The organism is Kitasatospora sp. NPDC022856, from assembly GCF_055561235.1.
The window spans coordinates 72,755-99,190 of the sequence record NZ_JBVHHE010000018.1 but is presented as its reverse complement, the minus strand read 5'-3'; the positions used below and the strand labels follow the sequence as shown (position 1 = coordinate 99,190).

The 26,436-nt window shown below is 74.1% G+C and carries 24 protein-coding genes; 10 read left to right on the top strand and 14 right to left on the bottom strand.

The window, feature by feature from the left end; genetic code table 11:
• Positions 1 to 192: 192 nt before the first annotated feature.
• The gene (locus tag ACZ34W_RS23710) at positions 193 to 1,131 is read right to left on the bottom strand and encodes an IclR family transcriptional regulator (protein ID WP_329490940.1); all 939 of its coding nucleotides are present in this window, start codon (positions 1,129 to 1,131) and stop codon (positions 193 to 195) included.
• 321 nt (positions 1,132 to 1,452) lie between these two features.
• On the opposite strand from ACZ34W_RS23710, the gene ACZ34W_RS23705 reads away from it, so the two are divergent.
• The 3 genes from ACZ34W_RS23705 to ACZ34W_RS23695 are packed head-to-tail and all read left to right on the top strand — an operon-like array spanning position 1,453 to position 4,630.
• Complete coding sequence (locus tag ACZ34W_RS23705) at positions 1,453 to 2,766, top strand: extracellular solute-binding protein (RefSeq protein WP_352291708.1); 1,314 nt, start codon at positions 1,453 to 1,455, stop codon at positions 2,764 to 2,766.
• Between the two features lie 41 nt (positions 2,767 to 2,807).
• Positions 2,808 to 3,785 carry a carbohydrate ABC transporter permease gene (locus ACZ34W_RS23700; RefSeq protein ID WP_329490942.1) on the top strand — a complete coding sequence of 326 codons (978 nt, stop codon included), beginning with the start codon at positions 2,808 to 2,810 and terminating at the stop codon, positions 3,783 to 3,785.
• Complete coding sequence (locus ACZ34W_RS23695) at positions 3,782 to 4,630, top strand: carbohydrate ABC transporter permease (RefSeq protein WP_359806242.1); 849 nt, start codon at positions 3,782 to 3,784, stop codon at positions 4,628 to 4,630. Before ACZ34W_RS23700 ends, ACZ34W_RS23695 begins: the two co-directional genes overlap by 4 nt.
• Positions 4,631 to 4,777: 147 nt before the next feature.
• Here the strand turns inward: ACZ34W_RS23695 and ACZ34W_RS23690 are convergent, their stop codons facing one another.
• Both ACZ34W_RS23690 and ACZ34W_RS23685 read right to left on the bottom strand, forming a co-directional pair.
• A complete protein-coding gene (locus tag ACZ34W_RS23690) occupies positions 4,778 to 5,632 on the bottom strand; it encodes a VOC family protein (RefSeq protein WP_465606815.1) in 855 nt (284 codons plus the stop codon).
• Positions 5,633 to 5,728: 96 nt separating this feature from the next.
• Complete coding sequence (locus tag ACZ34W_RS23685; RefSeq protein ID WP_352291701.1) at positions 5,729 to 6,370, bottom strand: alpha-ketoglutarate-dependent dioxygenase AlkB; 642 nt, start codon at positions 6,368 to 6,370, stop codon at positions 5,729 to 5,731.
• A 402-nt stretch (positions 6,371 to 6,772) separates the two neighbouring features.
• Here ACZ34W_RS23685 and ACZ34W_RS23680 point away from each other — a divergent pair, with 402 nt between their 5' ends.
• Positions 6,773 to 7,198, top strand: coding sequence for an SHOCT domain-containing protein (locus tag ACZ34W_RS23680; RefSeq protein WP_465606813.1), 426 nt, complete (start codon positions 6,773 to 6,775; stop codon positions 7,196 to 7,198).
• A gap of 165 nt (positions 7,199 to 7,363) precedes the next feature.
• Here the strand turns inward: ACZ34W_RS23680 and ACZ34W_RS23675 are convergent, their stop codons facing one another.
• Positions 7,364 to 7,618, bottom strand: a complete 255-nt coding sequence (locus tag ACZ34W_RS23675; protein WP_465606811.1) for a LapA family protein — start codon at positions 7,616 to 7,618, stop codon at positions 7,364 to 7,366.
• A 938-nt stretch (positions 7,619 to 8,556) separates the two neighbouring features.
• Between ACZ34W_RS23675 and ACZ34W_RS23670 the strand changes: the two genes are divergently transcribed.
• The 4 genes from ACZ34W_RS23670 to ACZ34W_RS23655 all read left to right on the top strand — a co-directional run bounded on the left by ACZ34W_RS23670 (position 8,557) and on the right by ACZ34W_RS23655 (position 11,539).
• Positions 8,557 to 8,940, top strand: a complete 384-nt coding sequence (locus ACZ34W_RS23670; RefSeq protein WP_329490948.1) for a hypothetical protein — start codon at positions 8,557 to 8,559, stop codon at positions 8,938 to 8,940.
• A 130-nt stretch (positions 8,941 to 9,070) separates the two neighbouring features.
• Entirely contained in the window at positions 9,071 to 10,501 is a 1,431-nt protein-coding gene (locus ACZ34W_RS23665) for a hypothetical protein (RefSeq protein ID WP_465606809.1), read from the top strand.
• 82 nt (positions 10,502 to 10,583) lie between these two features.
• On the top strand, positions 10,584 to 10,988 hold the full coding sequence (locus ACZ34W_RS23660; RefSeq protein WP_329490950.1) for a roadblock/LC7 domain-containing protein: 405 nt from the start codon (positions 10,584 to 10,586) through the stop codon (positions 10,986 to 10,988).
• Positions 10,989 to 11,164: 176 nt separating this feature from the next.
• On the top strand, positions 11,165 to 11,539 hold the full coding sequence (locus tag ACZ34W_RS23655; RefSeq protein ID WP_329490951.1) for a hypothetical protein: 375 nt from the start codon (positions 11,165 to 11,167) through the stop codon (positions 11,537 to 11,539).
• A 135-nt stretch (positions 11,540 to 11,674) separates the two neighbouring features.
• On the opposite strand, the gene ACZ34W_RS23650 is transcribed toward ACZ34W_RS23655, so the two are convergent.
• The 8 genes from ACZ34W_RS23650 to ACZ34W_RS23615 form a co-directional block, all read right to left on the bottom strand.
• A complete protein-coding gene (locus ACZ34W_RS23650) occupies positions 11,675 to 12,061 on the bottom strand; it encodes a DUF6188 family protein (protein WP_465606806.1) in 387 nt (128 codons plus the stop codon).
• A 40-nt stretch (positions 12,062 to 12,101) separates the two neighbouring features.
• A complete protein-coding gene (locus ACZ34W_RS23645; protein WP_465606804.1) occupies positions 12,102 to 13,211 on the bottom strand; it encodes an NUDIX hydrolase in 1,110 nt (369 codons plus the stop codon).
• Positions 13,212 to 13,364: 153 nt separating this feature from the next.
• On the bottom strand, positions 13,365 to 14,405 hold the full coding sequence (locus tag ACZ34W_RS23640) for an SGNH/GDSL hydrolase family protein (protein WP_465606802.1): 1,041 nt from the start codon (positions 14,403 to 14,405) through the stop codon (positions 13,365 to 13,367).
• Positions 14,402 to 15,655, bottom strand: a complete 1,254-nt coding sequence (locus ACZ34W_RS23635; RefSeq protein ID WP_465606800.1) for a glycosyltransferase — start codon at positions 15,653 to 15,655, stop codon at positions 14,402 to 14,404. Before ACZ34W_RS23635 ends, ACZ34W_RS23640 begins: the two co-directional genes overlap by 4 nt.
• Positions 15,652 to 16,914 carry a glycosyltransferase family 4 protein gene (locus tag ACZ34W_RS23630; RefSeq protein WP_465606798.1) on the bottom strand — a complete coding sequence of 421 codons (1,263 nt, stop codon included), beginning with the start codon at positions 16,912 to 16,914 and terminating at the stop codon, positions 15,652 to 15,654. The genes ACZ34W_RS23635 and ACZ34W_RS23630 overlap by 4 nt, the downstream gene beginning before the upstream one ends.
• 129 nt (positions 16,915 to 17,043) lie before the next feature.
• Positions 17,044 to 17,238, bottom strand: coding sequence for a YegP family protein (locus ACZ34W_RS23625; protein WP_329490958.1), 195 nt, complete (start codon positions 17,236 to 17,238; stop codon positions 17,044 to 17,046).
• Positions 17,239 to 17,367: 129 nt separating this feature from the next.
• The gene (locus ACZ34W_RS23620) at positions 17,368 to 18,006 is read right to left on the bottom strand and encodes a hypothetical protein (RefSeq protein ID WP_465606796.1); all 639 of its coding nucleotides are present in this window, start codon (positions 18,004 to 18,006) and stop codon (positions 17,368 to 17,370) included.
• Positions 18,007 to 18,154: 148 nt separating this feature from the next.
• Positions 18,155 to 19,477 (bottom strand): MFS transporter, encoded by a 1,323-nt coding sequence (locus tag ACZ34W_RS23615; protein ID WP_465606794.1) that lies wholly within the window; start codon positions 19,475 to 19,477, stop codon positions 18,155 to 18,157.
• A gap of 193 nt (positions 19,478 to 19,670) precedes the next feature.
• Here ACZ34W_RS23615 and ACZ34W_RS23610 point away from each other — a divergent pair, with 193 nt between their 5' ends.
• Positions 19,671 to 22,835, top strand: coding sequence for an SNF2-related protein (locus ACZ34W_RS23610; RefSeq protein WP_465606792.1), 3,165 nt, complete (start codon positions 19,671 to 19,673; stop codon positions 22,833 to 22,835).
• A gap of 9 nt (positions 22,836 to 22,844) precedes the next feature.
• Positions 22,845 to 23,051 carry a hypothetical protein gene (locus tag ACZ34W_RS23605; protein WP_465606790.1) on the top strand — a complete coding sequence of 69 codons (207 nt, stop codon included), beginning with the start codon at positions 22,845 to 22,847 and terminating at the stop codon, positions 23,049 to 23,051.
• A 196-nt stretch (positions 23,052 to 23,247) separates the two neighbouring features.
• Here ACZ34W_RS23605 and sph read toward each other — a convergent pair whose 3' ends face one another.
• Positions 23,248 to 24,252, bottom strand: coding sequence for a sphingomyelin phosphodiesterase (sph, locus tag ACZ34W_RS23600; RefSeq protein ID WP_465606788.1), 1,005 nt, complete (start codon positions 24,250 to 24,252; stop codon positions 23,248 to 23,250).
• A gap of 72 nt (positions 24,253 to 24,324) precedes the next feature.
• Positions 24,325 to 26,421, bottom strand: coding sequence for an MMPL family transporter (locus tag ACZ34W_RS23595; RefSeq protein ID WP_465606786.1), 2,097 nt, complete (start codon positions 26,419 to 26,421; stop codon positions 24,325 to 24,327).
• Positions 26,422 to 26,436 lie beyond the last annotated feature (15 nt).

The window sequence follows — 26,436 nt, the reverse complement described above, 5'->3', positions numbered from 1 at the left end:
TCTCGTCAGGCGTCAGTGGTGCTACCGGAGCACGTCCTACTTTCAGTAGGGAGAGTCCGTTCAACCCGGGCCTGGCGCTCCACGTCGAATGAGGTCCGGTGCCTTTCCAGGCACCGGGCCTCATTCGTTCTCCGGGTACCGACGGTCCCGTCGCCGGGGCCGGCCGCCGAAATCGCGCCGACCGGAGCGCGGTCAGCCGGGCTGGCGGTCGGAGCCGAGTTCGCGCGAGATCCGCAGGCCGACCTGGGCGACCACCGGGCCGAGCGAGCGGACCCGCGCGGCGGTCATCCGCGAGGTGAGGCCGGAGACGGACAGCGCGGCGGTCACCTCGCCGGTGTGGTCGAAGATCGGGGCGGCGACGCAGCGGACCTCGGGCTCGTTCTCCCGGTCGTCGATCGAGTAGCCGCGGGCGCGGATCCGGGCGAGGTCGGCCCGCAGGTGCGTCTCGTCGGAGATGGTCCAGGCGGTGACCGGGCGCAGCCCGGCGGCGACCACCTCGGTGACGGCCTCGTCGGGCAGCCAGGCGAGGATCGCCTTTCCGGTCGCGGTGCAGTACGCGGGCGCCCGGCTGCCGACCCGGGAGGCCATCCGGACGTTGGTCTCGTCCTCGACCTTGTCGAGGTAGACGATGCCGGGGGCCTGCCAGACCGTCAGGTGCACGGTCTCGCCGGCCTCGCGCTGCAGCCGCCGCAGGTGCTCGGCGGCGACGCTGCGCAGGTCGAGGGTGGACAGGTAGGCCTGGCCGAGGCGGAGCGAGCCGTGGCCGAGGCGGAACCAGCCGGTCTCCCGGTCGCGGTCGAGCAGGTGCTCGTCCAGCAGAGGGCCGGCCAGCCGCAGCACGGTGCTCTTGTTGAGGCCCAGCGCCTCGGCGAGCTGGGCGAGCGGTACGCCCCGCCCGTTGCCGTGGTCGCGTACGTGGCCGAGGACGGCCAGCGCGCGGCGCAGCGAGGACGACTGGTTGCGCTCGGAACCCGCCGCCTTCTTCGCGGCCGCCTTCGCCGGCTCCGCGCCGTCCTTCGCCGGCTCCCCGGAGTCGCTCCCGTCGACCGCGCCGGCCGCCGGCGCGGGTCTCGGTCCGGGCTCCGATCCGGTCTGCGGCCGGGCCTGCGACCCGGTCCCCGTCTCCGTCATCGGTCCGTTCCCCTCTCGTTCCACCGCCGGACTGCGGCGGTGGTCAGACGGTACCCCCTCGCGCCGGGTTAGCCGATTCTTCGATACAGCGTTGTGCACTGCAAAACTTCCCGAACGGCCTCTTGTTGCCCCCGAGCGCCCCCGCCTAACGTCCGTGGCATCGAGCAGGCGCCGCGGCCCACCCGAGCGGTCGCCCTGCCGTACCCCCACATCAAGGCGTTCACGCACCCACCATCGGCCCCGGTCAGGGCCTGCTTCGACGTGCCCGTCCCCAGCGGCGCACGTCTCGGCGGCAGCTGTCGGGAGGGGAGGTCTCCACCCATGCGACTCATCAGACGGACCGCCGCGGCCACCGTCCTCGCCGCCAGCTGCCTCGCGGCTGCCGCCTGTTCGCCCGGTACCGCGCTGCCGGCCGGTGACCGGGCCGGCGACGACCGGACGGGCACCCTGCAGGTCTGGCTGTACAACGAGGCCGGCAACGCGGCGAAGGAGGCGGTGATCAGCAAGGCGATCACCGAGTTCCAGGCCTCGCACCAGGGCGTCACCGTCGACATCAGCTACATCGACACCGATGCCTCGGCCCGCGCCGCCAAGATGAAGGGCGCGTTCAACGACCCGAACAGCGCCCCGGACCTGGTCGAGTTCGGCAACACCGACCTCCCCGGCTACGTCGCCGCCGGCGGCCTCGCCGAGATCGGCGCCGACCTCGACAAGTGGAAGGACAAGGGCGACCTCGACCCGGCGATCGCCAAGACCGCCGTGCTGGACGGCAAGACCTACGGCCTGCCGTGGTGGGTCGGCGTCCGTGCGCTGTACTACCGCACCGACCTCTTCACCGAGGCCGGGCTGAGCGCGCCGAAGTCGTACCAGGAGCTGGTGGCCGCCAACCAGAAGATTCACGCCGCGCACCCGGACACCTTCGGCATCGCGGTCGGCGGCAAGTACACCTTCGGTGCGCTGCCGTTCGTCTGGGACGCCGGTGGCGACATCGCCACCAAGGACGGCGCCGCGTTCAAGGCCGGGATCAACTCGCCCGCCGCGCAGGCCGGGATCAAGCGCTACACGGACCTCTTCGGCGCCGACGGCTGTCCGGCCCAGCAGTGCGCCGACCTCACCGGCGGCAAGACCGTCGACCTCTTCGCGGCCGGCAAGTCCGCGATGGCGATCCTGCCCAACTCCAGTCGCAGCAAGGTCGACGCGGGCCCGGTCAACGGCAAGTACGGCGTCGTCCCGCTGCCCGGCGAGAAGTCCGGGTCGATCGCCCCGGCGTTCGGCGGCGGCAACAACCTCGGGGTGATGAAGGCGGCCAAGCACCGCACCCTCGCGGTCGAGTTCGCCGAGCTGCTGGCGAGCCCCGGCTACCAGGAGCAGATGTACGACGCGATGGGGAACCTGCCGACCCTCAAGTCCGTCAACGACAAGGTCGCGGCGAAGGACGCCTTCCTGAAGCCGTTCACCGACACCATCGCGGCCGGCACCAAGTTCGTTCCGCTGGACCAGGCGTGGGCGCAGATCGACGCGCAGGCCGTCATCCCGACGATGCTCCAGCAGATCGTCACCGGAAAGTCGGACGTGGCCAAGGCCTCGGGCGACGCCGCCACGCAGATCACCTCGGCCTTCGCGGCCGGTCACTGATCGCACGCCCGAGAGAGCAGGCCCCGAGAGAGGTCCCGTACGTGTCCGCACCCACCACGACTGCCCCGGCGGCGTCGACTTCCCCGAGCGGGCGTCGTCGGGGCACCGGCCCGGCCGCGCCCCCGCGCGGCCGGCGCCGCCCACCGCTGCTGCTCCTCCTGCCGGCCGCGATCATCATGATCCCGCTGGTGGCCTACCCGATCTACCAGCTCGGACTGCTGTCGGTGCTGGACTTCGGGCAGGCCCAGGCGTCCGGGGGAGTGCCCACCAGCTTCGTCGGCCTCGGCAACTACGAGAAGATCCTGAGCGACACCCAGTTCTGGTCGGTGCTCACCCAGACGATCGGCTTCGCCGCGTTCTGCGTGATCGCCACCCTGGCCGTCGGCGCCACCCTCGCGGTGCTGCTGACCAGGGTCGGCCGGGTGGCCCGGCTGGTGCTGACGACCGCCGCGATGGCGGCCTGGGCGGCGCCGGCGATGACCGGATCGACGGTGTGGAGCTTCCTGTTCGACACCAACCTGGGTCTGGTCAACAAGACCCTGGTCGACCTCGGACTGAGCGGCTTCCACGAGTACAACTGGTTCTACGACAAGTGGTCGGCGTTCCTCATCGTCGGTGCCGTGGTGGTCTGGCACTCCTTCCCGTTCGTGATGGTGACGCTCTACGCGGGCATCCGGGCGATCCCCGAGGAGATCCTGGAGGCCGCCGCCCTGGACGGCGCCAGCACCTGGACCACCTTCCGCCGGATCACCGCCCCGATGCTCCGGCCGATCCTGACCGTCGTGGTGATCCAGTCGGTCATCTGGGACTTCAAGGTCTTCACCCAGATCTACGTGATGACCGAGGGCGGCGGCATCGCCGGGCAGAACCTCGTGCTCAACGTGTACGCGTACCAGAAGGCGTTCGCCTCCTCCCAGTACGGGCTCGGCGCGGCGATCGGCGTGATCATGCTGCTGATCCTGGTGATCCCGACGGTCCTCTACATCCGCACCCTGCGACGGACGGGGAATGAACTGTGAACGCCCGTAGCCGCTGGCGGCTCGCCGCCAACACCACCGCGATCCTGGTGGCCGTCGTCACCGCCTTCCCGATCTTCTGGATGGTGCTGTCGGCCTTCAAGCCCAAGGGCGAGGTGCAGTCGCTGGATCCCAGGCCGTGGACCGCCCACCCCACGCTGGAGAGCTTCCGGCAGGTGCTGAGCGTCGACGGGTTCGGCCGCTACTTCCTCAACAGCCTGGTCATCGCGCTCTCGGTGGTGGTGCTGTCGGCACTGGTGGTCTTCCTGGCGGCGGTGGCGGTGACCCGCTTCCGCTTCCGGTTCCGCACCACGATCATGGTGATGTTCCTGATCGCCCAGATGATCCCGGTCGAGGCGCTGACCATTCCGCTGTTCTTCATGTTCCGCGACGCCGGCCGGGTCGCCCCGGGCATCGGCCTCAACACCCTGGCCTCGCTGATCCTGGTGCAGCTGGCCTTCTCACTGCCGTTCGGCATCTGGATGATGCGCGGTTTCGTCGCCGCGGTCCCGGTCTCCATCGAGGAGGCCGCCCAGATCGACGGTGCCAGCCGGACCCGCATCCTGTGGCGGATCCTGCTGCCACTGGTGGCCCCCGGTCTGGCGGCGACCAGCGTGTTCTCCTTCATCGCGGCGTGGAACGACTTCGTCTTCGCCAAGACCTTCATCATCAGCGCCACCGAGAACCAGACGCTCCCCTCGGCGCTGCTGGTGTTCTTCAAGCCGGACGAGAACGACTGGGGCGGCATCATGGCGGCGTCCACCCTGATGACCGTGCCGGTACTGATCTTCTTCATCGCGGTGCAGCGCAAGCTGGTCTCCGGGCTGGCGGGCGCCGTGAAGGACTGACCCGCGAGGAAGGGGCCGAGGCGGGTGACAGCGGCCCGGTCACGGGAGTGGGGTCCCGGGCCGGGCACGTGCCGACGGGCGACCCGCCCGGACCGCGGGGGCGGTGGGCCCGGCCCACCGCCCCCGCGGTGCGGAGCGGGCAGGAGTTCAGATCGTCGTCCGGTCGGTCGGGTCCTGGTCCGGATTCGGTCCCGGGGCCGGTACCTGGTCCTGGTCCGGTCCCGGGTCGGCCGGTTCGCCCGGAGGGACGGAGATCAAGGTGAACACCGCCCCGCCGTCGTCCCGCACCACCGCGAGCCGCCCGTACGGGGTCGGCTCGGGCCCGTCCAGCACGCTCCCGCCGAGCCGGACCGCCCGCTCCACCGTCCGGTCGGTGTCCGCCGCCCCGAAGTACACCGCCCAGAAGGCCGGTGGGCCGTCCGGGTCGATGCCCGGGTCCCCGCCGATCCCGCCGACCGGCTGCCCGCCGACCCGGAAGACCGTGTGGTCGGCCGCGGCGGCGTCGTACTCGTAGCCGAAGACCCGGCCGTAGAAGTCCCGGGCTGTGTCCGGCGCCGGGGAGAGCTGATCGTTCCAGGCGACCGTGCCGGGTTCGTTCACCAGGCCGGCCCCCGGGTTGAGCGACCCCTGCCAGAGCCCGAAGACCGCACCGAGCGGGTCCACCGCGAGCACCCCGCGCGCCTGGTCGGGCACGTCGAACGGCTCGAAGACGACCAGTCCGCCCGCCTCCTGGACCAGTCCGGCCGTCCGGTCGGCGTCGTCCACCGCGAGGTAGGTCGTCCAGGCCGGCCGTCCCTGCCCGTCGACCTCCCGGCGCGACCTGATCCCCGCCACCTGCACCCCGCGCACCGTCGCCACCAGGTACTCGTCACCGGCCGGGCCGGTCGGCACGTACTCCCAGCCGAACAGTCGGCCGTAGAACCGTCGTGCCCGCTCGACGTCCGGCGCGGCCAGTTCGGCCCAGCACGGGACTCCCTCGTGGTACCTGCCGGCCTTCGGCATGCCGTCCTCCAAGCCCTGGCGGACCCCTCGGCCAGCCTCCGCGACCCCCGGCCCCCCGGCAACCGGGACGCCCGGCCCGCTCCCGGCCGTGGCTGCTCAGGCCACCCCGCGCGGCCGGAACTGGACGCTGATCCGCGGCCCCACGGGCCGGGCGGTCTTGGCGATCGCGTGCTCCCACGTCCGCTGGCACGACCCGCCCATGACCAGCAGGTCCCCGTGCCCGACAGGGTGCCGGACGACGGGCCCGCCGCCCCCGCGCGGGCGCAGCAGCAACGTCCGGGGCTCGCCCACCGAGACGATCGCGACCATGGTGTCCTCGCGGTCCCCGCGCCCGATCCGGTCACCGTGCCAGGCCACGCTGTCGCGCCCGTCCCGGTAGTAGCAGAGCCCCAGGGTCCGGAACGGCTCGCCCAGTTCCTCCGCGTAGTGTGCGCTCAGCGCCGCCCGGGCCGCGCCCAGCAGCGGGTGCGGCGGCGCGTCGCGCTCCCCGTAGGACGCGAGCAGCCGTGGCACCTCCACCACCCGCTCGTACATCTCCCGCCGCTCGGCCCGCCACGGCACCTCGGCCGCCAGCTGTTCGAACAGCCCGGTCGCCCCGTGCACCCACCCGGGCAGCAGGTCCACCCAGGCGCCGGCGCCCAGGACCTCCCGCCGTACCCCCGTGAGAGGCCCCAGCGCGGCCCCGCCCCCGTCGGCGTCGTCGAACAGCGAGGGCTGGAGGTGCAGGGTGCTCGGCATGGATCCAGCCTACGCCGTTATCGAACGTGTGCTCGAACAATTGTTTCGGGTGCGGGCTCCCGCTGCGGGGGCCTCCGCTCGCCGCCTGCTTCACGGGGGCGGCGATCCGCGCTTCGATTTCACCCGTCACCGAGGTGAGCGCGAAGGCGTTCGCCCACATGGCGCCGTCGTCGAGCTCCGCCTGGTCGCGGCCAGTGGGTGAGCGGGGTGCCGGGGAAATCGCCGCGCGGGTGGTGGAGAAGAGCCTCTTCGGAGGGCTCGACGCGCTCGCCGGCTGTTCGATGTCTGACGTGCGGCGGCCGAATAGCGGTGATATGACTCGTTTGTCCGCCGCCCACCTCCGGGCGGCGCGGTTCACCGCGTGGCCACCGACGGTCGGTCGGCCGGCGGGAGGAGGACACCGTGGACGACTACCCGTTGCTCAACCTGTTCTGGACGATGCTGGAGCTCTTCCTCTTCATCCTCTGGTTCTTCCTGCTGTTCAAGATCATCTCGGATATCTTCCGCAGTCATGACATGGGCGGTTGGGGCAAGGCCGGCTGGCTGATCTTCGTGATCCTGCTGCCCTTCCTCGGCGTCTTCGTCTACCTGATCGCGCGCGGCAGATCGATGGGCGAGCGCGACCTGGAGCAGGCGAAGCAGGCCGACGCCGCCTTCAAGGCGTACGTCAAGGAGGCGGCCGCCGGTGAGGGCGGCGGTACCGGTACCGGTACCGCTGGCGGGGCGGGCAGCCATGTCGACGAACTGGCCAAGCTCGCCGGCCTCAGGAGCAGCGGGGCGATCTCCGAGGAGGAGTTCCGGAAGGCGAAGGAGATCCTGCTCTCCTGACGCCGGGCCGCACCGGCGGGTCGTGGGCATCGCGCCGCGGCCCGCCGGTGCCGTCCGTCGACGGGCGGTGTGCCGAGTGCCGTGTGCCGTGCGGGCCGTGGGTGAGGACGTGCCGCCGCCCCGGTCCCGGGCGGGCGGTGTCCGGGGCCGGGGTCCGGGGCCGGTTCAGCCCTTGGCCCGCCGACGGGCGAGGAAGTACCCGATGACCAGCCCGACGGCCAGCGTCACGGTGAGGACCGCCCACAGCGGCAGGGTGACGGTGGCGACCCAGAGGGTGATGGAGACCGATCCGGTATTGGCTGCGATGAACCAGATGGCCAGCACCGCGAGGACGGCGACCGCGATCGTACGCATCCGCACCTCGCGGCCCTTGACCGTGACGGTCGGCGGAGCGTGCGGCGGAGGAGTGTTCTGCGCCATGTCCCCAGTATGGTGCGACCCGTCGACCGGGGCCCGTTCGGAGCAATCCGGCCGCCGGCTCTCCGCCCGCCGACCGCCCGGCCCGGCCTCCCCGTGTCGCGCCGGGCGCCCGGTGCTGCCCCGGCTCGACCGGTCGTCGTCGCTCGTTGTCACGGGCGCGGTCGAGTGGTGCCGGGGTTCCGCCGGGTCCGTCTCCCGTTGCCGCCCACTCGATTTCTGACCAGGCGTGATGTCCTGCTAATGTTCTTCCCGTCGAGAGGAAATGACCTCTCGGTCAGGCGTCAGAGGTGCTACTGGAGCACGTCCTACTTTCAGTAGGAAGAGTCCGTTCGACCCGGGCCTGGCGCTCCATTCCAAGGCGGCCGCTCCCCATCGGGGGCGGCCGCCTTGTTCGTTCCCTCGGACTGCCGGACTGCCGGACTGCCGGACTGCCCCGGGAGTCGGCGCCGGCCGGACGGGGCGCCCTCTCCCCGGCTGCCGCCGCTTCGTCGCCCAGGGTGGCGGCTGCGTCCGGCCGAACGAGTCGATCTCAGGGGCCCGCACGCGGTCGGCCACGTGATCATCCTGATCGCCCGCTGCCCCGGCTCGGTGGCCGGACGGCACCTCGGTGGGGCGAGCGTGGCGTGATGCGGCCCTACCGCACATCCCGTCCGAAACCCTCCGTCGTGGCCGACAACCGGCCAAGGTCGCGCCCCTGGTCGCCTCCCGGGCTGTTCGGCAGCCGGTCGCCCGGCCAGCGGCTTCGCCGTGAGCGGTGATCTGACGATGCGTCACAGGATGGCTGAAAGTAGCCTGCTGCGGTGTGAATATGCCATTGGAATGTTCGTCATATGGAATCCGGCAGTAGCCTTCCGTGTCGAAGCCGCCACTGGTCGTGGTGGACCGGCCGGTGCCGACCGAGCGCTCCCGGCCGTACCGAACCCTCCGAAGGAGCCCGAGTGCCGGGTATCGACGAATGCCTCTCCGGGGCGATGGCGATCGCCGGTGCCCGGGCTGCCAGTCTGATCGACTGGAGCAGCGGGCTCGCCCTCGGCAGCATCGGGATCAGCCCCAGCGGGGACCACGACACCTCGGCCGCCGAAGCAACCGACCTGGTACGGGCGGCTGTTGAGAGCCAGACCTTCACCGGGGCGGAGGACCGGCAAGCGCCGTTGCAGGACATCATCGTCACTGCGGGCCGCAGTTACCACCTGTTGTGCTTCATTGACACCGTCTTCGACAGTCGGCTCGTCCTGCATCTCTGGCTCGACCGGACCGAGGGCAACCTGGCTGCGGCGCGCTACCGCCTCCAGGGCCTCGCCGAGGAACTGGTGCTCGGATGACGAACACGATCGTGAATCCGGCCACCCCTTCGGCCTCGGTCGGTCCTGCGAACTGCGCGGATGTCCGTCCGGCTCCCGCCGTCGTGTTTCGGCCGTCCGGGCGCAAGCCTGTCGCCCACCGGCGGTCGGCATGAGCGGCCTCGTCCTGCCCCCGGTGGGCGTCCTCTCCCCGGGGCGGCTCGGGCGGAACCCGGGTGAGGCGGTCACCAGGCTCGCCGAGGGCCGGTTGACCGGCGTTCTGCGCGGGCCCGCGGGGGCTCTCTACTTCGCCGACGGACTGGTGGTGCACGCCGAGTCCGACCACAGCCCCGATCTGGCCGCCCTGCTGACCGGGTGCGGCCGGATCACCCCCGAGGCGTGGCGGGACACCGTCCGGAGCTTCGGTCCCCAGTGCCGGGTCGGTGAGGCACTGGTGGAACAACGCAGCCTCAGCCGGGGCGAGTTGGAGATCTGCCATCTCGGCGCGCTGTACGACGCCGCGTTCTTCGTCCTGGACTGCGCCGGCGCCGCGTCATGGAACGCCGCCGCCTGGGCCTCCGGTGCGGCGGAGGCGGCCGGATCGGTCGGGGCGACCGCACCGACCCGTCCGGGCGGGCTCGCCGGACCGTCGAGGGCGGGGTGCTGGTCCTTCGAATCCGGCGTGCGGCACTGGCTCGGGCCGGTCTCGGCGGTGAGCGCCTTCCGGCTTTGCCGGGAGGTCGACCGCCGCCGTCGGTTGCTCGAACGGATCTGGCCGTGGCCCCAAGTCGACACCGCGCCGGTCCGCCCGGTGGCCTGCGAAGCGGTCGGGGCCGGTCGTGCTGTCGGCGCTGCCGGGGCTGTCGCCGCTCGGGAGTCCGACGGGTTCCGTGTGGCGCACGAGGCTCACGAGGGGCACGTTGTCGGTGAGGTTCACAACGCCCACGAGGCCCGTGCGGCATGGGAGTTCGGGGAGCGACGACCAGCTGTCGAGGGTGGCCGGGCCGATCGGGAGGTGCGGGCGGCGGCGCCCACCCGGGTGGTCCGCCGCCGGCCGAGCCGGCACCAGCGTGAGTTGCTCGACCACGTGGACGGCCGAAGAACCCCGGCGGAGCTGGCCCGGCTGCTCGGGCGCTCGGCGTTCGCGACCACGGCGGACATCCGCCGGCTCGCCGCCGCCGGGCTGCTCGCCACCCCCGGAGGTGCTGTCCCTGGCGCCGGTGCCCCTGGAAGACCCGCCCCGGGAGGCGGTACCCCGGGACGCGCCGCGCCTCGGCACGCCGCCCAGGCACCGGTGGCGCCCGGTATCGCTGCGCACGTCTCCGCCGGGCACGCGCCGGCCGGAGCCGGGGCGCTCGGGGGCCTGCCGGCCGCCGCGACCGTGCCGGCCGGGCGGTCCGCCGTCGGTCACCCGCCGGTCGGCCGTACCGGTGGGCTGCACCGCCGCGTCCCCGGGGCCGCGCTGGCCGGGCTCGTCCCGGCGGGGGCCACCCGTTCCGCCGCCCTTCCACCGACCCCGGCAGCGACCCACCCGCTGACCGTTCCAGACCCGGACATCGCGCTGCTGACCCGGGTCCGAGACCTTCTGGAGGCCCGACTTTGAACCTCTCTCCGCCCGCGACTCCGTCCTCACGGCCATGAGGCGGGCGCTCAAGCAGCGTGTCGGAAGGAGACAACTGATCGCCTTGGAGACCGAGCTGCTGGCCGAACTCCGCGCCCTCAAGCATCGGGTGCCGCATCTCGCGGGCGGGCTGGTGGCCAGCGTGGACGGCCTGCTGGTCGCCCACGACACCCACGGGACCGAACCCTCGGGCCTGGCGGCGATGACGGCGGCCTCCCTCGGCCTGGCGCAGCGGCTCGCCGACACGACCGGGCAGGGCGACTTCCGGGAGTCGCTGGTCCGCGGCGAGCACGGCTACGTCGCCACCTACGCGGCCGGCGGAAGCTGTGTGCTGACCCTTCTGGCGCACCCGGACGTGAACGTGGGCCGGCTGCACCTGGAGGCCAGGCGCTCCGCCGGGCGCATCGCCGAGCTCCTCGCCGACTCCCTCGCGCCCAAGGACGTGCGGGAGTCCAAGGAGGTGGGCTGACCGCCCCCCGCCCGAAGCACCACCCGCCGACCGCCGACCCGGCGACCTGTCGACGGCAGACCGGTCGATGGACAGATCTGTCGACGGGCAGACCTGTCGACGTGTCGACTTCCGACCTTCCCCACCTATCGACGTCCCACCGATCCCCAACCCACGAACGAACCGGAGAAACCGACATGACGGACGCAGCAGGCGCGCTCAAGCAGACCATGACCGTGATCGAAGGCGCCCTCGGTGCCGCACTGGTGGACTACAACAGCGGCATGGCACTCGCCACCCTCGACGGCCCCGGCGGGCTGGACCTCAACGTGGCCGCCGCCGGCAACACCGACGTGGTCCGGGCCAAGATGCGCACGATGGACATGCTGGGCCTGCAGGACGGCATCGAGGACATCCTCATCACCCTCAGCAGCCAGTACCACCTGATCCGGCCGCTCACCGGCCGCAGCGGCAAGGGCCTCTTCCTCTACCTCGCGCTGGACAAGAGCCGGGCCAACCTGGCGATGGCCCGCCACCAGCTGACGAAGATCGAGGCCGACATGGAGGTCTGACCCGCTCCGGGGCCCGGAACGGCCCGGAGCCCTCGGCGGGGTCCGGCCGACCGTCCGTGGCACGGACCCTGCGTCGCGCGGCGCAGGGTCCGGCCCGGCCGCCGGTCCGGCCACCGGTCGCGGGCGCGGCCCGGCTCAGCGGTCCGGGCCGCCCGTCCAGGTCACCTCGCCACCCGCCAGCCCGGAGCAGACGACCCCCTCGGGGGTGAGCACCGTCCAGGGCGCGACCACGGCGTGCGGCGGCACGGACAGGACGGCGTCGCCGTCGAAGACCAGCTCCAGCCCACCGGCCGGGGTCACCCGGGCGGTGCCCACCGTCCGGCCGACCAGGGCGAGCAGCCGGACGGTCGGGCGGACGGCCGGCGCGGGGTAGAAGCGCTCCACCCCGGACGGCACGGCGAAGCGGAACTCGTGTGTCACCCGGACGGTCACCGGCCCGTCCAGGTCGATGTCGAGTCGCCCGCCGCCGCGGACCGACTCCACCCGACGGCCGGCCAGGACGTCCGCGATCCCGTTCTCCATGCCTCCAGTGTGGACCGGGGCCACCGGTCGGGCCGCCCGGTCAGCGCGCCGGTCGGCCCTCGACCAGCTCGGCCGGTCCGCCGGAGCCGCCGCGGGCGGCGAGCGCGGCGGCCGTCCGCGACCAGGACGGGGCGGACAGCAGCGAGCGTGCCTCGGCCGGGTCGCAGAGCCGCCATTCGACCAGTTCGTCCTCGGGCAGCGTGATCGAGGCGAGGCGCTCGTCCGACGCGGTCCCGCCGTCGAACAGGTAGACGAGTACGGCGGTGTCCCGGTCGTGAGCCGGGTCCGCGCCCCGGCCGGGCAGCCAGTCGAGGGCCAGCAGCCGGCCCGGCTCGTACTCCCAGCCGAGCTCCTCGCGGATCTCCCGCCGGGCCGCCGCCCGGGGCAGCTCCCGGTCGGCCTCGATCCCGCCGCCGGGCAGCGTCCAGTACGGCTCCTCGCCGCCGCCCGGCCACGGCCGCAGGCGTACCAGCAGGACCCGCCCGGCCGTGTCGGTGAAGACGGCCCGGGCCTTCGCCCGGATCCGCGGCCGGCTGGCGATGTAGCCGGCCCGGTCCATCGGGGGAGCCGGCGGCTCGGCAGCCGTCCCGGTGGTGTCCCCGGTGAGCGCCAGACCCGCCAACCGGGTGTACTCCGGCGGTGGTTCGACCGTCAGATGCTCCAGGGTGTGCCCGGCCGGGTGGCTGTCCTCCAGCTCCAGCGGACCGGCCGAGCGCGGCGCCCGCAGGCAGGCGGTGACCCGCCGGGAGAGGCGGGGCGGCAGCGCGTGGGCGGCCTGTTCGGCGGTCAGCCAGGTCCACCCGCCGACCTCGGCGGTGTCCGGAGCGAACGCGGCCGACTGCTCGGGGGTGAGCGGTTCGGCCCAGTAGAGGTGTGCGGCGATCGGCGGGCGGGAATCGTCGAGCGTCCAGTCGATGCAGGCCAGTGGGCCGAGCACGGGCGTGAACCCGAGCTCCTCGCGGACCTCCCGGACGGCCGTCGCGCGGGGCGACACGTCCTCCGGATCCCAGCCCCCGCCGGGGACGGCCACCGGGTGCCTCCGGTCGTACGGCAGCCGCACCACGAGCACCCGGCCGTCGGCGGACGGGAAGAGCACCCCGGCGGCTGCCAACAACTCACGTCCGAAGTCACCGCTCTGTCGGTCCGTCACCGCTCAGACTCCCTCCCTCGATACGGGCGGGTCGATCCGCCCGCTGCCCACCACGACACCCCACCCGCTCCGAACGGTTCCCCGGCGGTCACCGCAGCGAACGGGCGGTACCGGCGTACCGGCGGTAGCGGTCCGTCCGGTGGTGAGGCGCGATCACTTCGGCGGGCCGCCGTGCGGTCCGGCCGGCGCGAGCGCGTCGACCGGTCCGCGTGGGTCCGCGTCGACCGGCGCGAGCGCGGCCGCCGCCGCCCGGGCCATCCGTTCGTCGTGGCGGCCGGTGGCGCCGCGCAGGCGTGCCCAGCCTTCGACGGCGGCCAGCGCGAGCAGGCCGGGGAGCAGGTCCGTGCTGCGTTCGGCGACCCAGCTGGTGCCGCGGGTGGCCATCCACCAGAGGTCGGCTACGGCGCCCGGGGGCGGGTCGACGGGACCGCCGGTGGGGGCCGGACCGAGCGGCCGGCCGGCGGCCGCGAGCAACTCGTGGAAGCCCCGGGCGATCAGCCGATGCCCTTCGGCGCTGGGGTGGAGCCGGTCCACGCTCAGCAAGCCGCGCCGCGCCGTCCAGGGCAGACCGGCGACGTGCAGGTGGAGGGCGTGGTGGCGCGCGGAGAGGGCGTGCACCACGGTGTTCACCGCGTCCATCCGGCGGGCCAGTGGCCGGGCCAGCGGCCGCGGCAGTCGCAGCAGCGTGCCCGGGTCGGGCAGGCACGCGGTGAGCACCAGGGCGCCGCCGCGGGAGAGTTCGCGGAGCGTGGTGTCCAGCTCCCGGGCGGTGCGGCCGATGTCGAACCCCGACCGCAGGGTGTCGTTGCCCCCGACCACCACGGCCGCCAGCCGGGGGCGCAGCACCAGCGCGGCGGGCAGCTGCTCGGTCGTCAGATCGGTGGTGAGAGCCCCGCTCCGCGCGAGGTTGGTGAACTCGACGCCGACCCCCGGCGGAGCCAGTGAGCCGGAGAGCAGCGCCGCCCAGCCCCGCCAGCCGCCGGTGACCGGGTCACCGACGCCCTCCGTGAGGGAGTCGCCGAGGGCCACGAACCGCACCGGCTCGACGGCGCTCCCGGCGCCGGCGTTCCGCTCTCCTCGCACGCCGCCCGGGGCCGCCGCCGTCAGGGGCGGGGGCTCCTGGGCCACCGCCTCCGGCCGCGCCGTGCCCGGGAGCGTCTCGCCGCCCTCGCCCCCCACCACAGCCGTGCTCATCGTGCTTCCTCCGTCCCGGTGGCCGGGGAGACCGCCCGGTCCTGCACCCGCTCCTGGGCCCGGTCCTGGTCCTGCCCCCGGTCCGGCGTCCCGAGCGGCGCCGGCACCACGGCCGCCGCACGGTGCGCGGCGAGGAAGGCCGCCACGGCGGCGGGCCAGCCGTACTGTTCGGCCCGGGCGCGGGCGGCGGCGCGGCGCTCCTCCTCGGGGCGTGCGAGCAGCTCACGCGCCGCCCCCGCGAATCCCGCGCCGGTGTCGTCGGCCGCGACACCGGCCGGGCCCACCAGAGCGGGCAGCGCCGAGGACCGGCTGACCGCGACCGGGGTGCCGCACGCCAGCGCCTCCAGCGCGGCCAGCCCGAAGGTCTCGACCGGTCCGGGGGCGAGCACCACGTCGGCGCAGCCGAGCAGCCGGGCCAGTGCGCCCCGCCCGGCCACGTGCCCGAGGAAGTGCACCGGCAGCCGGAGCCGCCCGGCCCGGGTGGCCAGCCGCGACCGGAGCGGTCCGGTGCCGGCCACCACCAGGACGGCCGGCAGCCCGGCCGAGGACAGCTCGGCGAGGGCGTCGACGGCGCGCTCGGGGTGCTTCTCCGCCGAGAGGCGGGAGCAGAGCACCAGCAGCGCCTGCCCCGGGTCCGCGTAGCGCGCCCGCTCGTCCGCCCGCTCGGCGGCCGTGAGGGGGCGCATGGCGGTCAGGTCCACCCCCAGCGGTGCTTGAGCGAGGTTTCGTACGCCCAAGCGGCGGAACTCGGCGGAAGCCCAGTCGGTGGTGCAGACCACGGTGTCGTAGGACCGGGCGGTGCGGCGGTTGAGCCGGTCGGCGGCCGCGGTGGCGAGCGGGCCGGGCAGGCCCCAGGTGCGGAGCAGCCCGGCGGTGCTCTCGTGCGACACCATGACCGAGCGCAGGCCGTGGCGCCGGGCCCAGCCGCCGGTCCAGCGCAGCGTCGTGCGGTCGGAGACCTCCAGTCGGTCCGGCGCCAGACGGGTCAGCTCGTGGGCGAGCGCCCGCCGGTCGGTGAGCAGCCGGTAGCCGCCGCTGCCGGGCAGCACCGGTCCGGGCAGGGTGACCACCAGTCCCTGCCCGGTCTCCTCCTCCGTCCGCCGCTCGCCGGGGACGACCAGCACCGGTGTGTGGCCGGCGGACCGGTAGCCCTCGCCGAGGTGGCGCAGGGCCGTGCGCAGTCCGCCCGAGACCGGGGTGACGAAGTTCGCCACCCGGACGATCCGGAGCGAGGCTCTGTGGTCGGTCATGCCGGGAGCTCCTCCGCCATCGGGGCGCCCTCGGCGGGGCGCGCCGGGGCGGCCGTCGGGGCCGCGCCCTCGCGGCCCGGTCCGGTCGCACCCGTGACCTCGGCCACCGCGGTGCCGCGGTGCTCGGCCAGCACCTCCGCGTAGTGCCGCAGCAGGAGGTCCCCGACCGCCTCCCAGGTGCGGGCCGTCACGTCCGCCCGCCCGGCCCGCCCGTAGGCGGCCCGCAGCTCGGCGTCGCCGGCCAGCGCGGTGACCGCTCTGGCCACCGCCGCGCCGTCCCTCGGCGGCACCAGCAGGCCGGTCCGGCGGTGGCCGACCAGGTCCAGCGGCCCCCCGGCGGCCGGGCCGATCACCGGGACCCCGCTGGCCATCGCCTCCTGGATGGTCTGGCAGAAGGTCTCCAGCGGGCCGGTGTGCACGAACACGTCCAGGGTGGCGAAACAGCGCGCCAGCTCCTCCCCGGTCCGCCGGCCGAGGAAGACCGCGCCGGGCATCGCGGCCTTCAGCCCCGGCGCGGACGGCCCGTCGCCGATCACCACCACCCGCACCCCGGGCAGCGCCGAGGCGCTCGCCAGCAGGTCGACCCGCTTCTCGGGCGCGAGCCGCCCGACGTACCCGACCACCACCTCCCCGCCGGGCGCGAGGGCCCGGTGCAGCGTCTCGTCACGGTGGCGCGGGTGGAAGCGGACCGAGTCCACCCCGCGCGGCCAGAGCCGCACCCGCGGCACGCCGTGCGCGGTGAGGTCCTGTGCCGCCGGGGTGGAGGGCGCGAGGGTGCGGGCGGCGGCCCGGTGGACGGTCCGGATCCGGTGCCAGGCCGCGGCCTCGCCCAGCCCGCGGCCCGCGCGGTAGGCGTGCGCGTACCCGGCGAGGTCCGTCTGGTAGACGGCGACGGCGGGGACACCCAGCCGGGCGGCGGCCTGCATCCCGCGCGCGCCGAGCACGAACGGGCTGGCCAGGTGGACGATGTCGGGCCGGTGCCCGGCGATCGCGGCCGTCAGCTGCCGGCCGGGCAGCGCGATCCGGACCTGCGGGTAGCCCGGCAGCGGGACGGACGGGACGCGGACCACGGGCAGCTCGGCCGCCCCCGTCCCGCCTCCGAAGACGTGCGGCGGGCACTCGGCCCCCCGCGCGGGTGCCGGGGTGATGACGAGCGGCTGGTGGCCCCGGCGGACCAGATGCTCGGCCGTCCGCAGCACGCTGTGGGCGACTCCGTTGACCTCGGGCGGAAAGGATTCGGTGACGATGACGACGCGCATGCCAACGTTCTGTCCGCATCCGGCGTGCAGGCGGCCAAAGGGATCTGTCGAACAAACGAACGCGGGTCGGCGATTGTGCCACCGACCCGCGTTTCCGCCCTCACCCGCCCGAAGCGCGGTGCGTCCGCCCTACCGGGCCGGACCGGCCGCCGTCTCCTTGAGCTCCGCGTAGGGCGCGAGCTTCCGGATCGACTCGATGCTCCTGATGCAGTCGTCCCGGCTCTCGTGCGGATCGCCCGTCACCACGACGGTGCCGTTGCTCGCCTTGAGCCGGAACCTGTGCATGCCGGTCTCGTCGGTGTACAGCTCGAACTTCCCTGCCATTGGGTCTTCACCTTTCGGTCCGGTAGCCCCCTCGCACCGCAACGTAGGCCCAAGTTCCCACCACCGCATGCCAGATGGGCCAGATGGGGCACCCCCTACCGCGATCGGGCCGAGAGTCTCCGGTCGTCGCTACTCGCGGGTCAGGATGCCGGTGGCCCGCGACGGGCCCCAGTCGAACAGGAGCGTGCCGTCGCTGCGCGGCTCCAGCACGAAGTCGCCGTTCACGCACGTCGTCCGGGTGTTGCGGGTGACCCTCTCGTGGCCGGTCAGCCGTTTCGGGAGGCGCTCGGTGAGCAGCCAGACCGTGGTGCAGCCGAGCGGGGAGTACTCGGCGTCCGCGAACTCCTCGCCGATCCGCGCGTCGCGGATCCGTACGAGGAGGACGTACTTCTCGCGGCCCTGGGTGATGCTCCCGCGCCAGGTCCCGGCCCAGGACGCCGCCGTGGCGGTGGCCGCCGGGCCCGGAGCCGTCGACGCGTACGTGCTCGCCGGTGCCGGTGCGGCGGCGGCCGGCCCGCCGGAGGACGCCGGGTGGGGGGAGTCGTTCCCCGAAAGCTGCCACCAGGTCAGGACGGCGGCGAGGCCGGCGAGCAGCGTCCCGAGGCCGCCGAGGACGGTGGACCAGTGGCCCAGCCAGGCTCGAACGGCTTGCTGCCGTGACCGCCCGGGCGGAGCGCCGGGTCCGCCGCCCGGAGTGTTCCCCGGCCCGCCACCGCCTCTGCCCGGCCCGGTCCCCGGCCCCGGGCCGGTACCCCCTGCCGTTGCCATCCCGACCACCCCCGGCGGCAGCGTTCCCGTTGCCGGAGGCTTGAACCGCGTGTCGTTCCCCGGTCGACGGCCGCCCGCTCGGTCGTCGCCCGTCCCGAGCGACTCCACCTCGCGGTTCGCGGTCGGCAACTCCTCCGGAGGCCGGACCTCAGGCGCGCAGTTCCGGTGCCCCGTCGACGGCTCCGCCCGGGGGAGTGCTCGCCGGTTCGGCCGTCGGTGCGGCGAGCGCCGCCAACCGCCTTTCGCAGGAGCGGCGTTGCACGACGGAGAGTCCCGCGACGGCGGCGCCGAGGGTGAGCCAGCCCGCCGGGCCGGCGGCCATCACCGCGCCGGTCAGCAGCAGCGGGCCGGCCGACTTCTGAACGGACTGGGCCATGCCGGCCACGCCCAGGTAGGAGGCCCGGGCCCGTTCGGGTGCCAGCGAGACGGCCAGCTCCCAGGAGCTCACCGACCGCATCAGCTCGGCGGCGGTGACCAGCATCGCCGCGACCAGCAGGGCGGCCGCCGCCGACCAGGCCCCGCCGCCGGTGCCGAGTGCCACGACCGCGCAGCCCGCCGACATCGCCACGCCGTACAGGGTGACCGCCGCCGCCGCGCGGTGCGGGCCCTCGGCGCGCGCCGAGACCCGGAGTTGGAGCACCACCACCAGGACGGTGTTGATCGCGAGGAAGGCGGGCACGAGGGCGTGCGGCGCCGAGGTGTGGTTCACCAGCCAGAGCGGAAGTCCGACGTTGAGCACCGAGTCGTCCAGGCTCATCGGGATGTCCAGGAGGACGAAGCGCAGGTACCCGCGGTCCCGCCACGGGCTGGGCGCCGGCTCCTGTGCCGGGGTGCCCGGCGTATCGGCCCGCGCCGCGACCCGGCCGCCGCCGCGCGGTTCCCGGGTGCGCCACACCAGGGCGGCGGTCACCGCGAAGGACAGCGCGTTGCCGAGGACCAGTGCCCGGTAGGCGTCGGTGGTGCCCACCGCCAGGCCGACCGCCGCGATGCCCGCGCCCAGCGCGTACCCGGCGTTGGCCGCGCTGCGGGTGAGTGCCTGGTAGGTGGAGCGCCGCTCGCCCGTCGACCGGGTGGCGAAGAGCATCTCCAGCGTCTTGGCCGCCCGCTCGCCCAGGGAGGTCACCGCCATCACGGCGAGCAGCGCGGTGAAGCCGTCGCAGACCAGCAGCAGGCCCATCGTGACGATCCGCACCAGGTGGCACCCGATCAGCAGCCCCCGGACGGGGAACCGTTCGGCCAGTTGCCCGGCCAGCGGGGAGCCGGCGATGCCCGCCACGGCGGCCACGCCCAGCAGCAGGCCGACCTGCTGCGCGTCCAGCCGGGTGACGAAGGTGAAGTACAGCACCGAGGCCGCGGCCCACACCCCCGTGCCGGTCCGGTCCAGGAACTGGGCGAGCAGCATGATCCGCCCGTCCCGTCCGCCCGGTGGCCGCCGCAGCTGCGCCAGTAGTCCGCCCCCGTGCTGTGCCATGACCCCTGCCCCTCGCCGTTCCGGTGTTCGGGGAGCAGCCTGCCGGACATGAATCTCGACGTCAAGATACTTGATGTCAACAGACCTCGTGGGGGGACTTGCGGGAGCACGACCCGCCGCCCGGCCGACCTGTCGGACCTCGAAGCTAGGCTGGGAAGCCCGCTGTCCGCACCGCTCCGGAAGGCCCCGGCCGATGTACGCCCTGCACGCGCTCTGGCGAGCCGACGGCCGCCTCGCCCTCTGGGCGGAGGATGCCGCGGTGTACCGGGAGGGCCGCGCGGCGGCCGACCGGAGTACGGCGGACGGCGCCCGGGCCGGAGCCCATCCGTTCGCCTGCGCGGCCGCCGACGTCGCGCGTCTGCTGGGCGCGATCGGGCCTGGCCTCGACTGGCTCGCCGGCCAGGGGGCGGAGCGCTGGACCGGCCTGCTGCTGCCCGCCCTCGGCGGCCGACCGGTGCCCTCGCCCGATCTGCCGGTCGGAGCCGCACCGCGCGGGGTCACGCTCAGCCCCTGGCGGGTGCCGACGCTGCTGTTCGACGCCGCCGAGGCGGCCCAGCTGCTGGGTGCCCTGCACGACCCGCACTGGCCGGGCGCGACCGTCGAGCTCCCGGGCGGTGAAACCGTCGAGGTCGCCTACGGCGCCTCGCTGCGCTGGCTGTCCGCCGTCCACGACCTCGCCTGGCGGCTGGTCGGGCGAGGGCGGCTGCTGCCCGCGCTGGAGCAGGAGCGGCCGGGGGAGTGGTACGCGCGCTGGCGGCCCGCGCCGGACGCCGCGGCCCGCCGGGAGCTCGCGGCCCTGGCCGCCGGCTGCCCCCCGGTCTGCCGTGCCGAGCACGCGCCCGGACCGCCCACGCCCGGACCGCCCGCGCCCGCACCGCCCGCGTCCGGACAGCACACGCCCGGACCACCGACAACGGAGCCGGCGCCGGCCGGGCGCGGCGCCGTCGACCTGTCGACAGAACTGCTGGACACCCTGGTCGACCGCGAGGCCCGGGCCGCGCTCGCGGACCTCGAACCGCCCGCCGAGCCGTGGCTCGCCGCGCTCCACTCCGCCGACGGCCGGCTTCCCGAGCGCCCGCCCGCCGACCTGCCCGAGCGGCTCGCCGGCTGGTACGCCGCCCGGTCCCCGGACAGCCCGGTCCGGCTGAACCTGCGCCTCGGCGAACCGCTCGGCCCGGACCCGGACGACCCCGACGGCGGCGCCGTCGCCGACTCCTGGCGGCTCGACCTGCTGGTCCAGGCCGCCGACCGGCCGTCCCTGGTGGTCCCCGCCGCCGCGCTGTGGGCCGAGGACGAGGCGTACGCGGCCCTGGCCCGCACCGTCCCGGATCCGGCCGAGGCCTACCTGGCCGAGCTCGACCGGGCCGCCCGGATCCACCCGCCGCTGCGCACCGCCCTGCTGGACCCCCGCCCCACCGGTGTCGACCTGGACCGCGACGGCGCGCTGGACTTCCTGCGCACGGCGGCGCCGGCCCTCACCCGGGCCGGCTTCGGGGTGCTGCTCCCGGCCTGGTGGCAGCGGCGCCCCCGGATCGGGCTGGTCCTCACCGCGGCTCCGGCAGCCACCCCCGGCGCGGTCAAGCGCACCGCGCAGATCGACCGGGATGCCGTACTGGCCTTCCAGTGGCAGCTCTCGCTCGGTGAAGTTGCCCTCACCGAGCAGGAGTTGGCCGAGCTTGCGGCCGCCCAGCAGGGCCTGGTCCGGCTGCGCGGCCGCTGGATCGAGGTCGACCAGGCTCAACTCGCCGCCGCGGTGAGGTTCCTGGCCGACCACGGCAGCGGCACGATGGAGCCGGTCGAGCTGCTCCGACTGGCCGTGGACGACCGGGCCAGTGTGGACGGCTTCCCCGTCACGGCCGTCCACGCGACCGGGCCGATCGGCGACCTGCTGGCCGGTCGGCCCGGCGACGCCGACCGGACGCCGGAGCTGCCCGAGGCCTTCACCGGCACTCTCCGCCCCTACCAGCGAAGGGGGTTGGCCTGGCTGGACGCCCTCGGGCGGCTCGGCCTGGGCGCGGTGCTCGCCGACGACATGGGGTTGGGCAAGACCGTCCAGACCCTCGCCCTGCTCGCGCTGGAGCAGGAGCGCGGCGCGGCCGGGCCCACCCTGCTGGTCTGCCCGATGTCGCTGGTCGGCAACTGGCAGCGGGAGGCCGCCCGGTTCGCCCCCGGCCTGCGCGTGCACGTCCACCACGGCGCCGACCGCTCGGCGCCGGATCCGTCCGCCGACCTGGTGATCACCACCTACGGGCTGGTCCAGCGCGACGTCGGCGACCTGCGGCGGATCCGCTGGCGGCGGATCGTCGCCGACGAGGCCCAGCAGGTGAAGAACCCGGCGGCCCGGCAGTCCAGGGCGCTGCGATCACTGCGCTCCGGCCCCCGGATCGCCCTCACCGGCACCCCCGTCGAGAACCGGCTGGCCGATCTGCACGCCGTCCTGGACTTCGCCAACCCCGGCCTGTTCGGCAGTGCGGAGTCGTTCAAGGAGCGTTTCTCGATCCCGGTCGAGCAGTCCGGCAACGCCGAGGTCGCGGCCCGGCTGCGGCGGTTGAGCGGTCCGTTCCTGCTCCGCCGGAGCAAGAGCGACCCGCTGATCGCCCAGGACCTCCCGGCCAAGCAGGAGTTCACCGTCCACTGCGGGCTCACCGCCGAACAGGCCGGTCTCTACCGGGCGGTGGTCGCCGATCTGCTGCGGCGCCTCCAGGGCATCCGGGGCGTGGAGCGCAAGGGGGCGGTGCTGGCGGCGATCGGCCGGCTCAAGCAGGTGTGCAACCACCCGGCCCAACTCCTCCACGACGGAACGGAGGTGGCCGGGCGCTCGGGCAAGGTCGAGCGGCTGGTCGAGGTGCTGGAGGAGGCACTGGCCGAGGGGGACCGCGCGCTGGTCTTCACCCAGTACGCCGAGTTCGGCGCGATGCTCCAGCCGTACCTGAGCCGCCGCCTGGGCGGCGAGGTGCCGTACCTGCACGGCGGGGTGCCCCGGGGGCGGCGGGACGACCTGGTCGAGCGGTTCCGGGCCCCGGACGGCCCGCGGGTCTTCCTGCTCTCGCTCAAGGCCGGCGGCACCGGTCTGAACCTCTCCGCCGCCAACCAGGTGATCCACCTGGACCGTTGGTGGAACCCGGCGGTCGAGGACCAGGCCACCGACCGGGCGCACCGGATCGGCCAGCGCCGCGACGTGCAGGTCCGGCGGCTGGTCTGCGTCGGTACCGTCGAGGAGCGGATCGCCGACCTGATCTCCGCGAAGCGCGCGCTGGCCGACGCCGTGGTCGGCGGCGGCGAGCAGTGGCTGGCCGAGCTGTCCACCGAGCGGCTGCGCGAGCTGCTGACCCTGTCCGCCGACGCGATCGGGGAGTGACCCGCCGCCATGCCAGCACCGGATGACCGCCCGTTGACGGAGTCGCTCGACACCTTCTGGCAGGGCAGGGTCCCGCCCCCGATCGAGCCCGCCGACGCAGGCCCCGAAGCGGCCCCGGCCGTCGACGGGTTGGTCGCCTCCGGGATCACCGTGCGCGGCCGCCCGCTGGAGGCGCTGCTCGCCCCCGCGTACCGGCGGTTCACCGACACCGGCTGACCGGTCGGGCCGCGTTCCGGAACGACCGGCCAGGAGGTCCCGTTCCGGCCCGCCGGACGAGCGGCCCCTCCCGGTCCCCCCGCCCGGAGCGACGCCTGCCGGTCCCAACCGCGCGGAGCGGCCCCCCGGGCCCAACCGCCCCGCCGGTGCCCGCGGTTCACGCCGCGGATACCGGCCGGGCAGGCGGCAGGCCGGGCTACCGAGCCGTCAGCGGGTAGTGGTCGGAGAGGTCGTTGTAGGTGTAGCTCGTACCCCAACTGCTCACCGCCCACGGCGAGCTGTGGAAGCGGACCACCGTGTTGGTGTAGCGCGCCGGCCGGGCGTGGTCGGCCCGGTAGAGGACGTAGTCCAGGTCCTCCTTGGGCTCACCGGGGTAGCGGTAGGCGGCGATCGAGTTGTCGACCGTGTCGAAGGAGTTGGCCCAGCCGTCGCGGGTGTCGGCGGGCGCCACGTTCGCGTTGGTCAGCAGCGACGGGTACTCGCTGCCGTGCGAGTCGATGTTGAGGTCGCCCGCGATCAGCACCGGCTCGGCGGCCGGGATGTTCTTGCCGTCGATGAACGCCTTCATGGCCTTGAGCTGCGCCGCCCGGACCGCCGCGGGCTGCCCGGCCGAGCAGCCGGTGTCGGTGGACTGCAGGTGCGTGCCGATGACGTGCGTGCGCCGGCCGTTGACGTCCAGCACCGCGTAGACGAAGCCCTTGTTCGACCACCAGTCACTGCCGCAGGCGTCCTTGAAGACGTACTGCTCCTTGCGCAGGATCGGCCACTTGCTGAGCAGCGTCACCCCGCCGTCCTCCGGGGTGGTGGAGGTGTAGCTGCCGCTGGTGGCGTCCCAGCCGGAGGTCGAGCGGCCGACCACGGGGGTGTGGTACGGGTACGCGGCGGAGGCCTGTGCGGTGAGCAGATCGGAGGCGCTGTTGTCGAAGGCCTCCTGGAGCACGACCACGTCGTGGCCCTGGAAGACGTCGGCGGCCGCGATCGCCTTGGCCCGGTGGTCCTGGCCCCAGTTGGGGTACAGGTTCCTGCTCATCAGGAAGACGTTGTACGTCAGCACGTCGAGCGGCGCGACCGACGGGGTGGCGGCGCTCGCGGTCGGCGCGGTCACCGCCTGGGCGGCGGCGCAGGGGGCGAGCAGGGCGGCGGCGACGGCACCGGCGGCGGCGAGTCGCGAGGTGCGCCGGAGGGTGGTGGGAGTTGGCATGCGCGCAGTCAACGCGCTCCCGGCCACGTCCGGCAAGACGTTCGACAAGCAGTTTGTGAACTCATCGGTAACTCAAAGATGTCTGCTCAACTGGCTTTCCGGATCGTGGACTTGCCTGGACAACTTGTTCGGCCACCACATGTGCCGGTCCAGGTCCATGGTCAGCGCGGTGACCAGCACCGAGCGCACCACCAGGGTGTCCAGCAGCACTCCGAGTGCCACCGCGAAGCCGATCTCGGCGAACCCCACCACCGGCAGCGTCCCGAGCACCGCGAAGGTGCTGGCCAGGATCAGCCCGGCGGAGGTGATCACCCCACCGGTCGCGGCCAGCCCGGCCACCGCCCCCTGCCGGGTGCCGAGTTGGGCGGACTCCTCCCGCACCCGGGTCATCAGGAAGATGTTGTAGTCGATGCCGAGCGCGACCAGGAAGACGAAGACGTACAGCGGGAACGCGTTGTCCTGGCCCTCGAAGTGGAAGACGTGCTCGAAGAAGAACGCGCTGATCCCGAGCGCCGCCGCGTAGGACAGCACCACGGTCGCGATCAGCACCAGCGGTGCGGTGACGGCCCGCAGCAGCACCGCCAGGATCACCAGCACCACGCCGAGCACCAGCGGGATGATCGTCCGGTTGTCGTTGGCGGCGGCCCGTCCGGCGTCCAGGATCACCGCCGTGCTGCCGCCCACCTCGGCGTCGGCGTTCGGCACCGCGTGGACGGCGGCCCGCACCCGGTCCACGGTGTCCTTGGCGGCCTGGCTGTCCGGCGGGTCGGCGAGCGTGGCCTGGAACAGTGCCTGCCCCTCGTGGGTGGTCGGGGTCGACGTCCCGGCGATCCCGGGGGTCTCCTGCGCCACCGCGCGGACGGTACCGGCCTCGCCCGCCGCGCTGATCACGGTCAGCGGAGCGCCGGTGCCGCCGGGGAAGTGCTGCTCCAGCACCTGCTGCCCGACCACCGAGTCCGGCGTCCCGGTGAACGAGCCGGCCGTGCTCAGACCGGTGGCGTTCAGCGAGACCAGCCCGATGCAGCAGGCCCCGAGGGCCAGCGCGGTGCCGATCCACACCTTGCGCGGACGGCGGTTGATCCAGCCGCCGACATGGGCCCACCGGCCGGTCCTGGTCGGCTCCGGCGTCCCGTACGCGGGCTTGACCGGCCAGAACACCCAGCGGCCGACGACCACCAGCAGCGCCGGCAGCAGCGTCAGCATCGCGGCCAGGGCGACCAGCACGCCGATCGCGCAGACCGGGCCGAGGCCCCTGGTGGAGTTCATCTCGGCGACCAGCAGACAGAGCATCGAGGCGACCACGGTGGCCGAGGAGGCCAGGATCGCCGGCCCGGCCCGGTGCAGCGCGAACGCCATCGCCTCGTGCCGGTCCTCGTGCCGGCGCAGCTCCTCCCGGTAGCGGGCGGTGAGCAGCAGCGCGTAGTCCGTGCCGGCGCCCAGTACCAGCACGACGAGGATGCCGGCGCTCTGCGCGTTGACGGTCAGTCCGGAGTGCTCGGCGAGGAGGTAGATCACGGCCTGGGAGACGACGAGCGCGCCCGCCGCGGAGATCAGCGGCAGCGCCCAGAGCACCGGGCTGCGGTAGGTGAGCAGCAGCAGGATGATCACCACGCTGATGGTGGCGGCCAGCAGGGTGCCGTCGATGCCCGCGAACGCCTCGGCCTGGTCGGCGCCGACCCCGGCCGGGCCGGTGACGTGGGTGGCCATGCCCATGCTGTTGTCGGCGGCGGTCGCGCGCATGCTGTCCACCGCCGGACGCAGGCCCTGCCAGCCGCCGGTGCCGATGTCGACCGGCACGATCGTCTGCATCGCCTGGCCGTCGGCGGAGACCACCGGTCCGACCACCGGCCCCAGGACGTGCGGGGCGCTCGCGAAGGCCGTCGCGTCGCGGGCGGCCTCGACCCGGTCGGCGGGGGTGATCCCGCCGTCCCGCTGGTAGACCACCACGGCCTGCGCGGTGTCGACCGGTTGGAAGGCCCGCTGTTCGTTCAGGACCTGGGTGGACTCCGCGTTGCCCGGCAGCCAGCTGGACGCCTGGTTGTCCTCGGCGTCAGTGAGTTTGCCGGCCAGTGGCCCGGCCACCACCAGCAGCACCAGCCACAGCGCCAGCACCACCCACTTGCTGCGGCGGCCGCACGGCAGGGTGGCCAGCTTCCGGGTCGGGCTCATCGGAAACTCCCAGGG

Excerpts from the sequence above, each read along its gene's own strand:
- ACZ34W_RS23615 (WP_465606794.1), bottom strand. The coding sequence starts at position 19,477 with ATGGCACAGCACGGGGGCGGACTACTGGCGCAGCTGCGGCGGCCACCG.
- ACZ34W_RS23630 (WP_465606798.1), bottom strand. The coding sequence starts at position 16,914 with ATGCGCGTCGTCATCGTCACCGAATCCTTTCCGCCCGAGGTCAACGGA.
- ACZ34W_RS23640 (WP_465606802.1), bottom strand. The coding sequence starts at position 14,405 with ATGAGCACGGCTGTGGTGGGGGGCGAGGGCGGCGAGACGCTCCCGGGC.
- sph (WP_465606788.1), bottom strand. The coding sequence starts at position 24,252 with ATGCCAACTCCCACCACCCTCCGGCGCACCTCGCGACTCGCCGCCGCC.
- ACZ34W_RS23655 (WP_329490951.1), top strand. The coding sequence starts at position 11,165 with ATGACGGACGCAGCAGGCGCGCTCAAGCAGACCATGACCGTGATCGAA.
- ACZ34W_RS23650 (WP_465606806.1), bottom strand. The coding sequence starts at position 12,061 with ATGGAGAACGGGATCGCGGACGTCCTGGCCGGCCGTCGGGTGGAGTCG.
- ACZ34W_RS23675 (WP_465606811.1), bottom strand. The coding sequence starts at position 7,618 with ATGGCGCAGAACACTCCTCCGCCGCACGCTCCGCCGACCGTCACGGTC.
- ACZ34W_RS23690 (WP_465606815.1), bottom strand. The coding sequence starts at position 5,632 with ATGCCGAAGGCCGGCAGGTACCACGAGGGAGTCCCGTGCTGGGCCGAA.
- ACZ34W_RS23705 (WP_352291708.1), top strand. The coding sequence starts at position 1,453 with ATGCGACTCATCAGACGGACCGCCGCGGCCACCGTCCTCGCCGCCAGC.
- ACZ34W_RS23625 (WP_329490958.1), bottom strand. The coding sequence starts at position 17,238 with ATGGCAGGGAAGTTCGAGCTGTACACCGACGAGACCGGCATGCACAGG.
- ACZ34W_RS23635 (WP_465606800.1), bottom strand. The coding sequence starts at position 15,655 with ATGACCGACCACAGAGCCTCGCTCCGGATCGTCCGGGTGGCGAACTTC.
- ACZ34W_RS23610 (WP_465606792.1), top strand. The coding sequence starts at position 19,671 with ATGTACGCCCTGCACGCGCTCTGGCGAGCCGACGGCCGCCTCGCCCTC.
- ACZ34W_RS23665 (WP_465606809.1), top strand. The coding sequence starts at position 9,071 with ATGAGCGGCCTCGTCCTGCCCCCGGTGGGCGTCCTCTCCCCGGGGCGG.
- ACZ34W_RS23710 (WP_329490940.1), bottom strand. The coding sequence starts at position 1,131 with ATGACGGAGACGGGGACCGGGTCGCAGGCCCGGCCGCAGACCGGATCG.
- ACZ34W_RS23595 (WP_465606786.1), bottom strand. The coding sequence starts at position 26,421 with ATGAGCCCGACCCGGAAGCTGGCCACCCTGCCGTGCGGCCGCCGCAGC.
- ACZ34W_RS23605 (WP_465606790.1), top strand. The coding sequence starts at position 22,845 with ATGCCAGCACCGGATGACCGCCCGTTGACGGAGTCGCTCGACACCTTC.
- ACZ34W_RS23685 (WP_352291701.1), bottom strand. The coding sequence starts at position 6,370 with ATGCCGAGCACCCTGCACCTCCAGCCCTCGCTGTTCGACGACGCCGAC.
- ACZ34W_RS23620 (WP_465606796.1), bottom strand. The coding sequence starts at position 18,006 with ATGGCAACGGCAGGGGGTACCGGCCCGGGGCCGGGGACCGGGCCGGGC.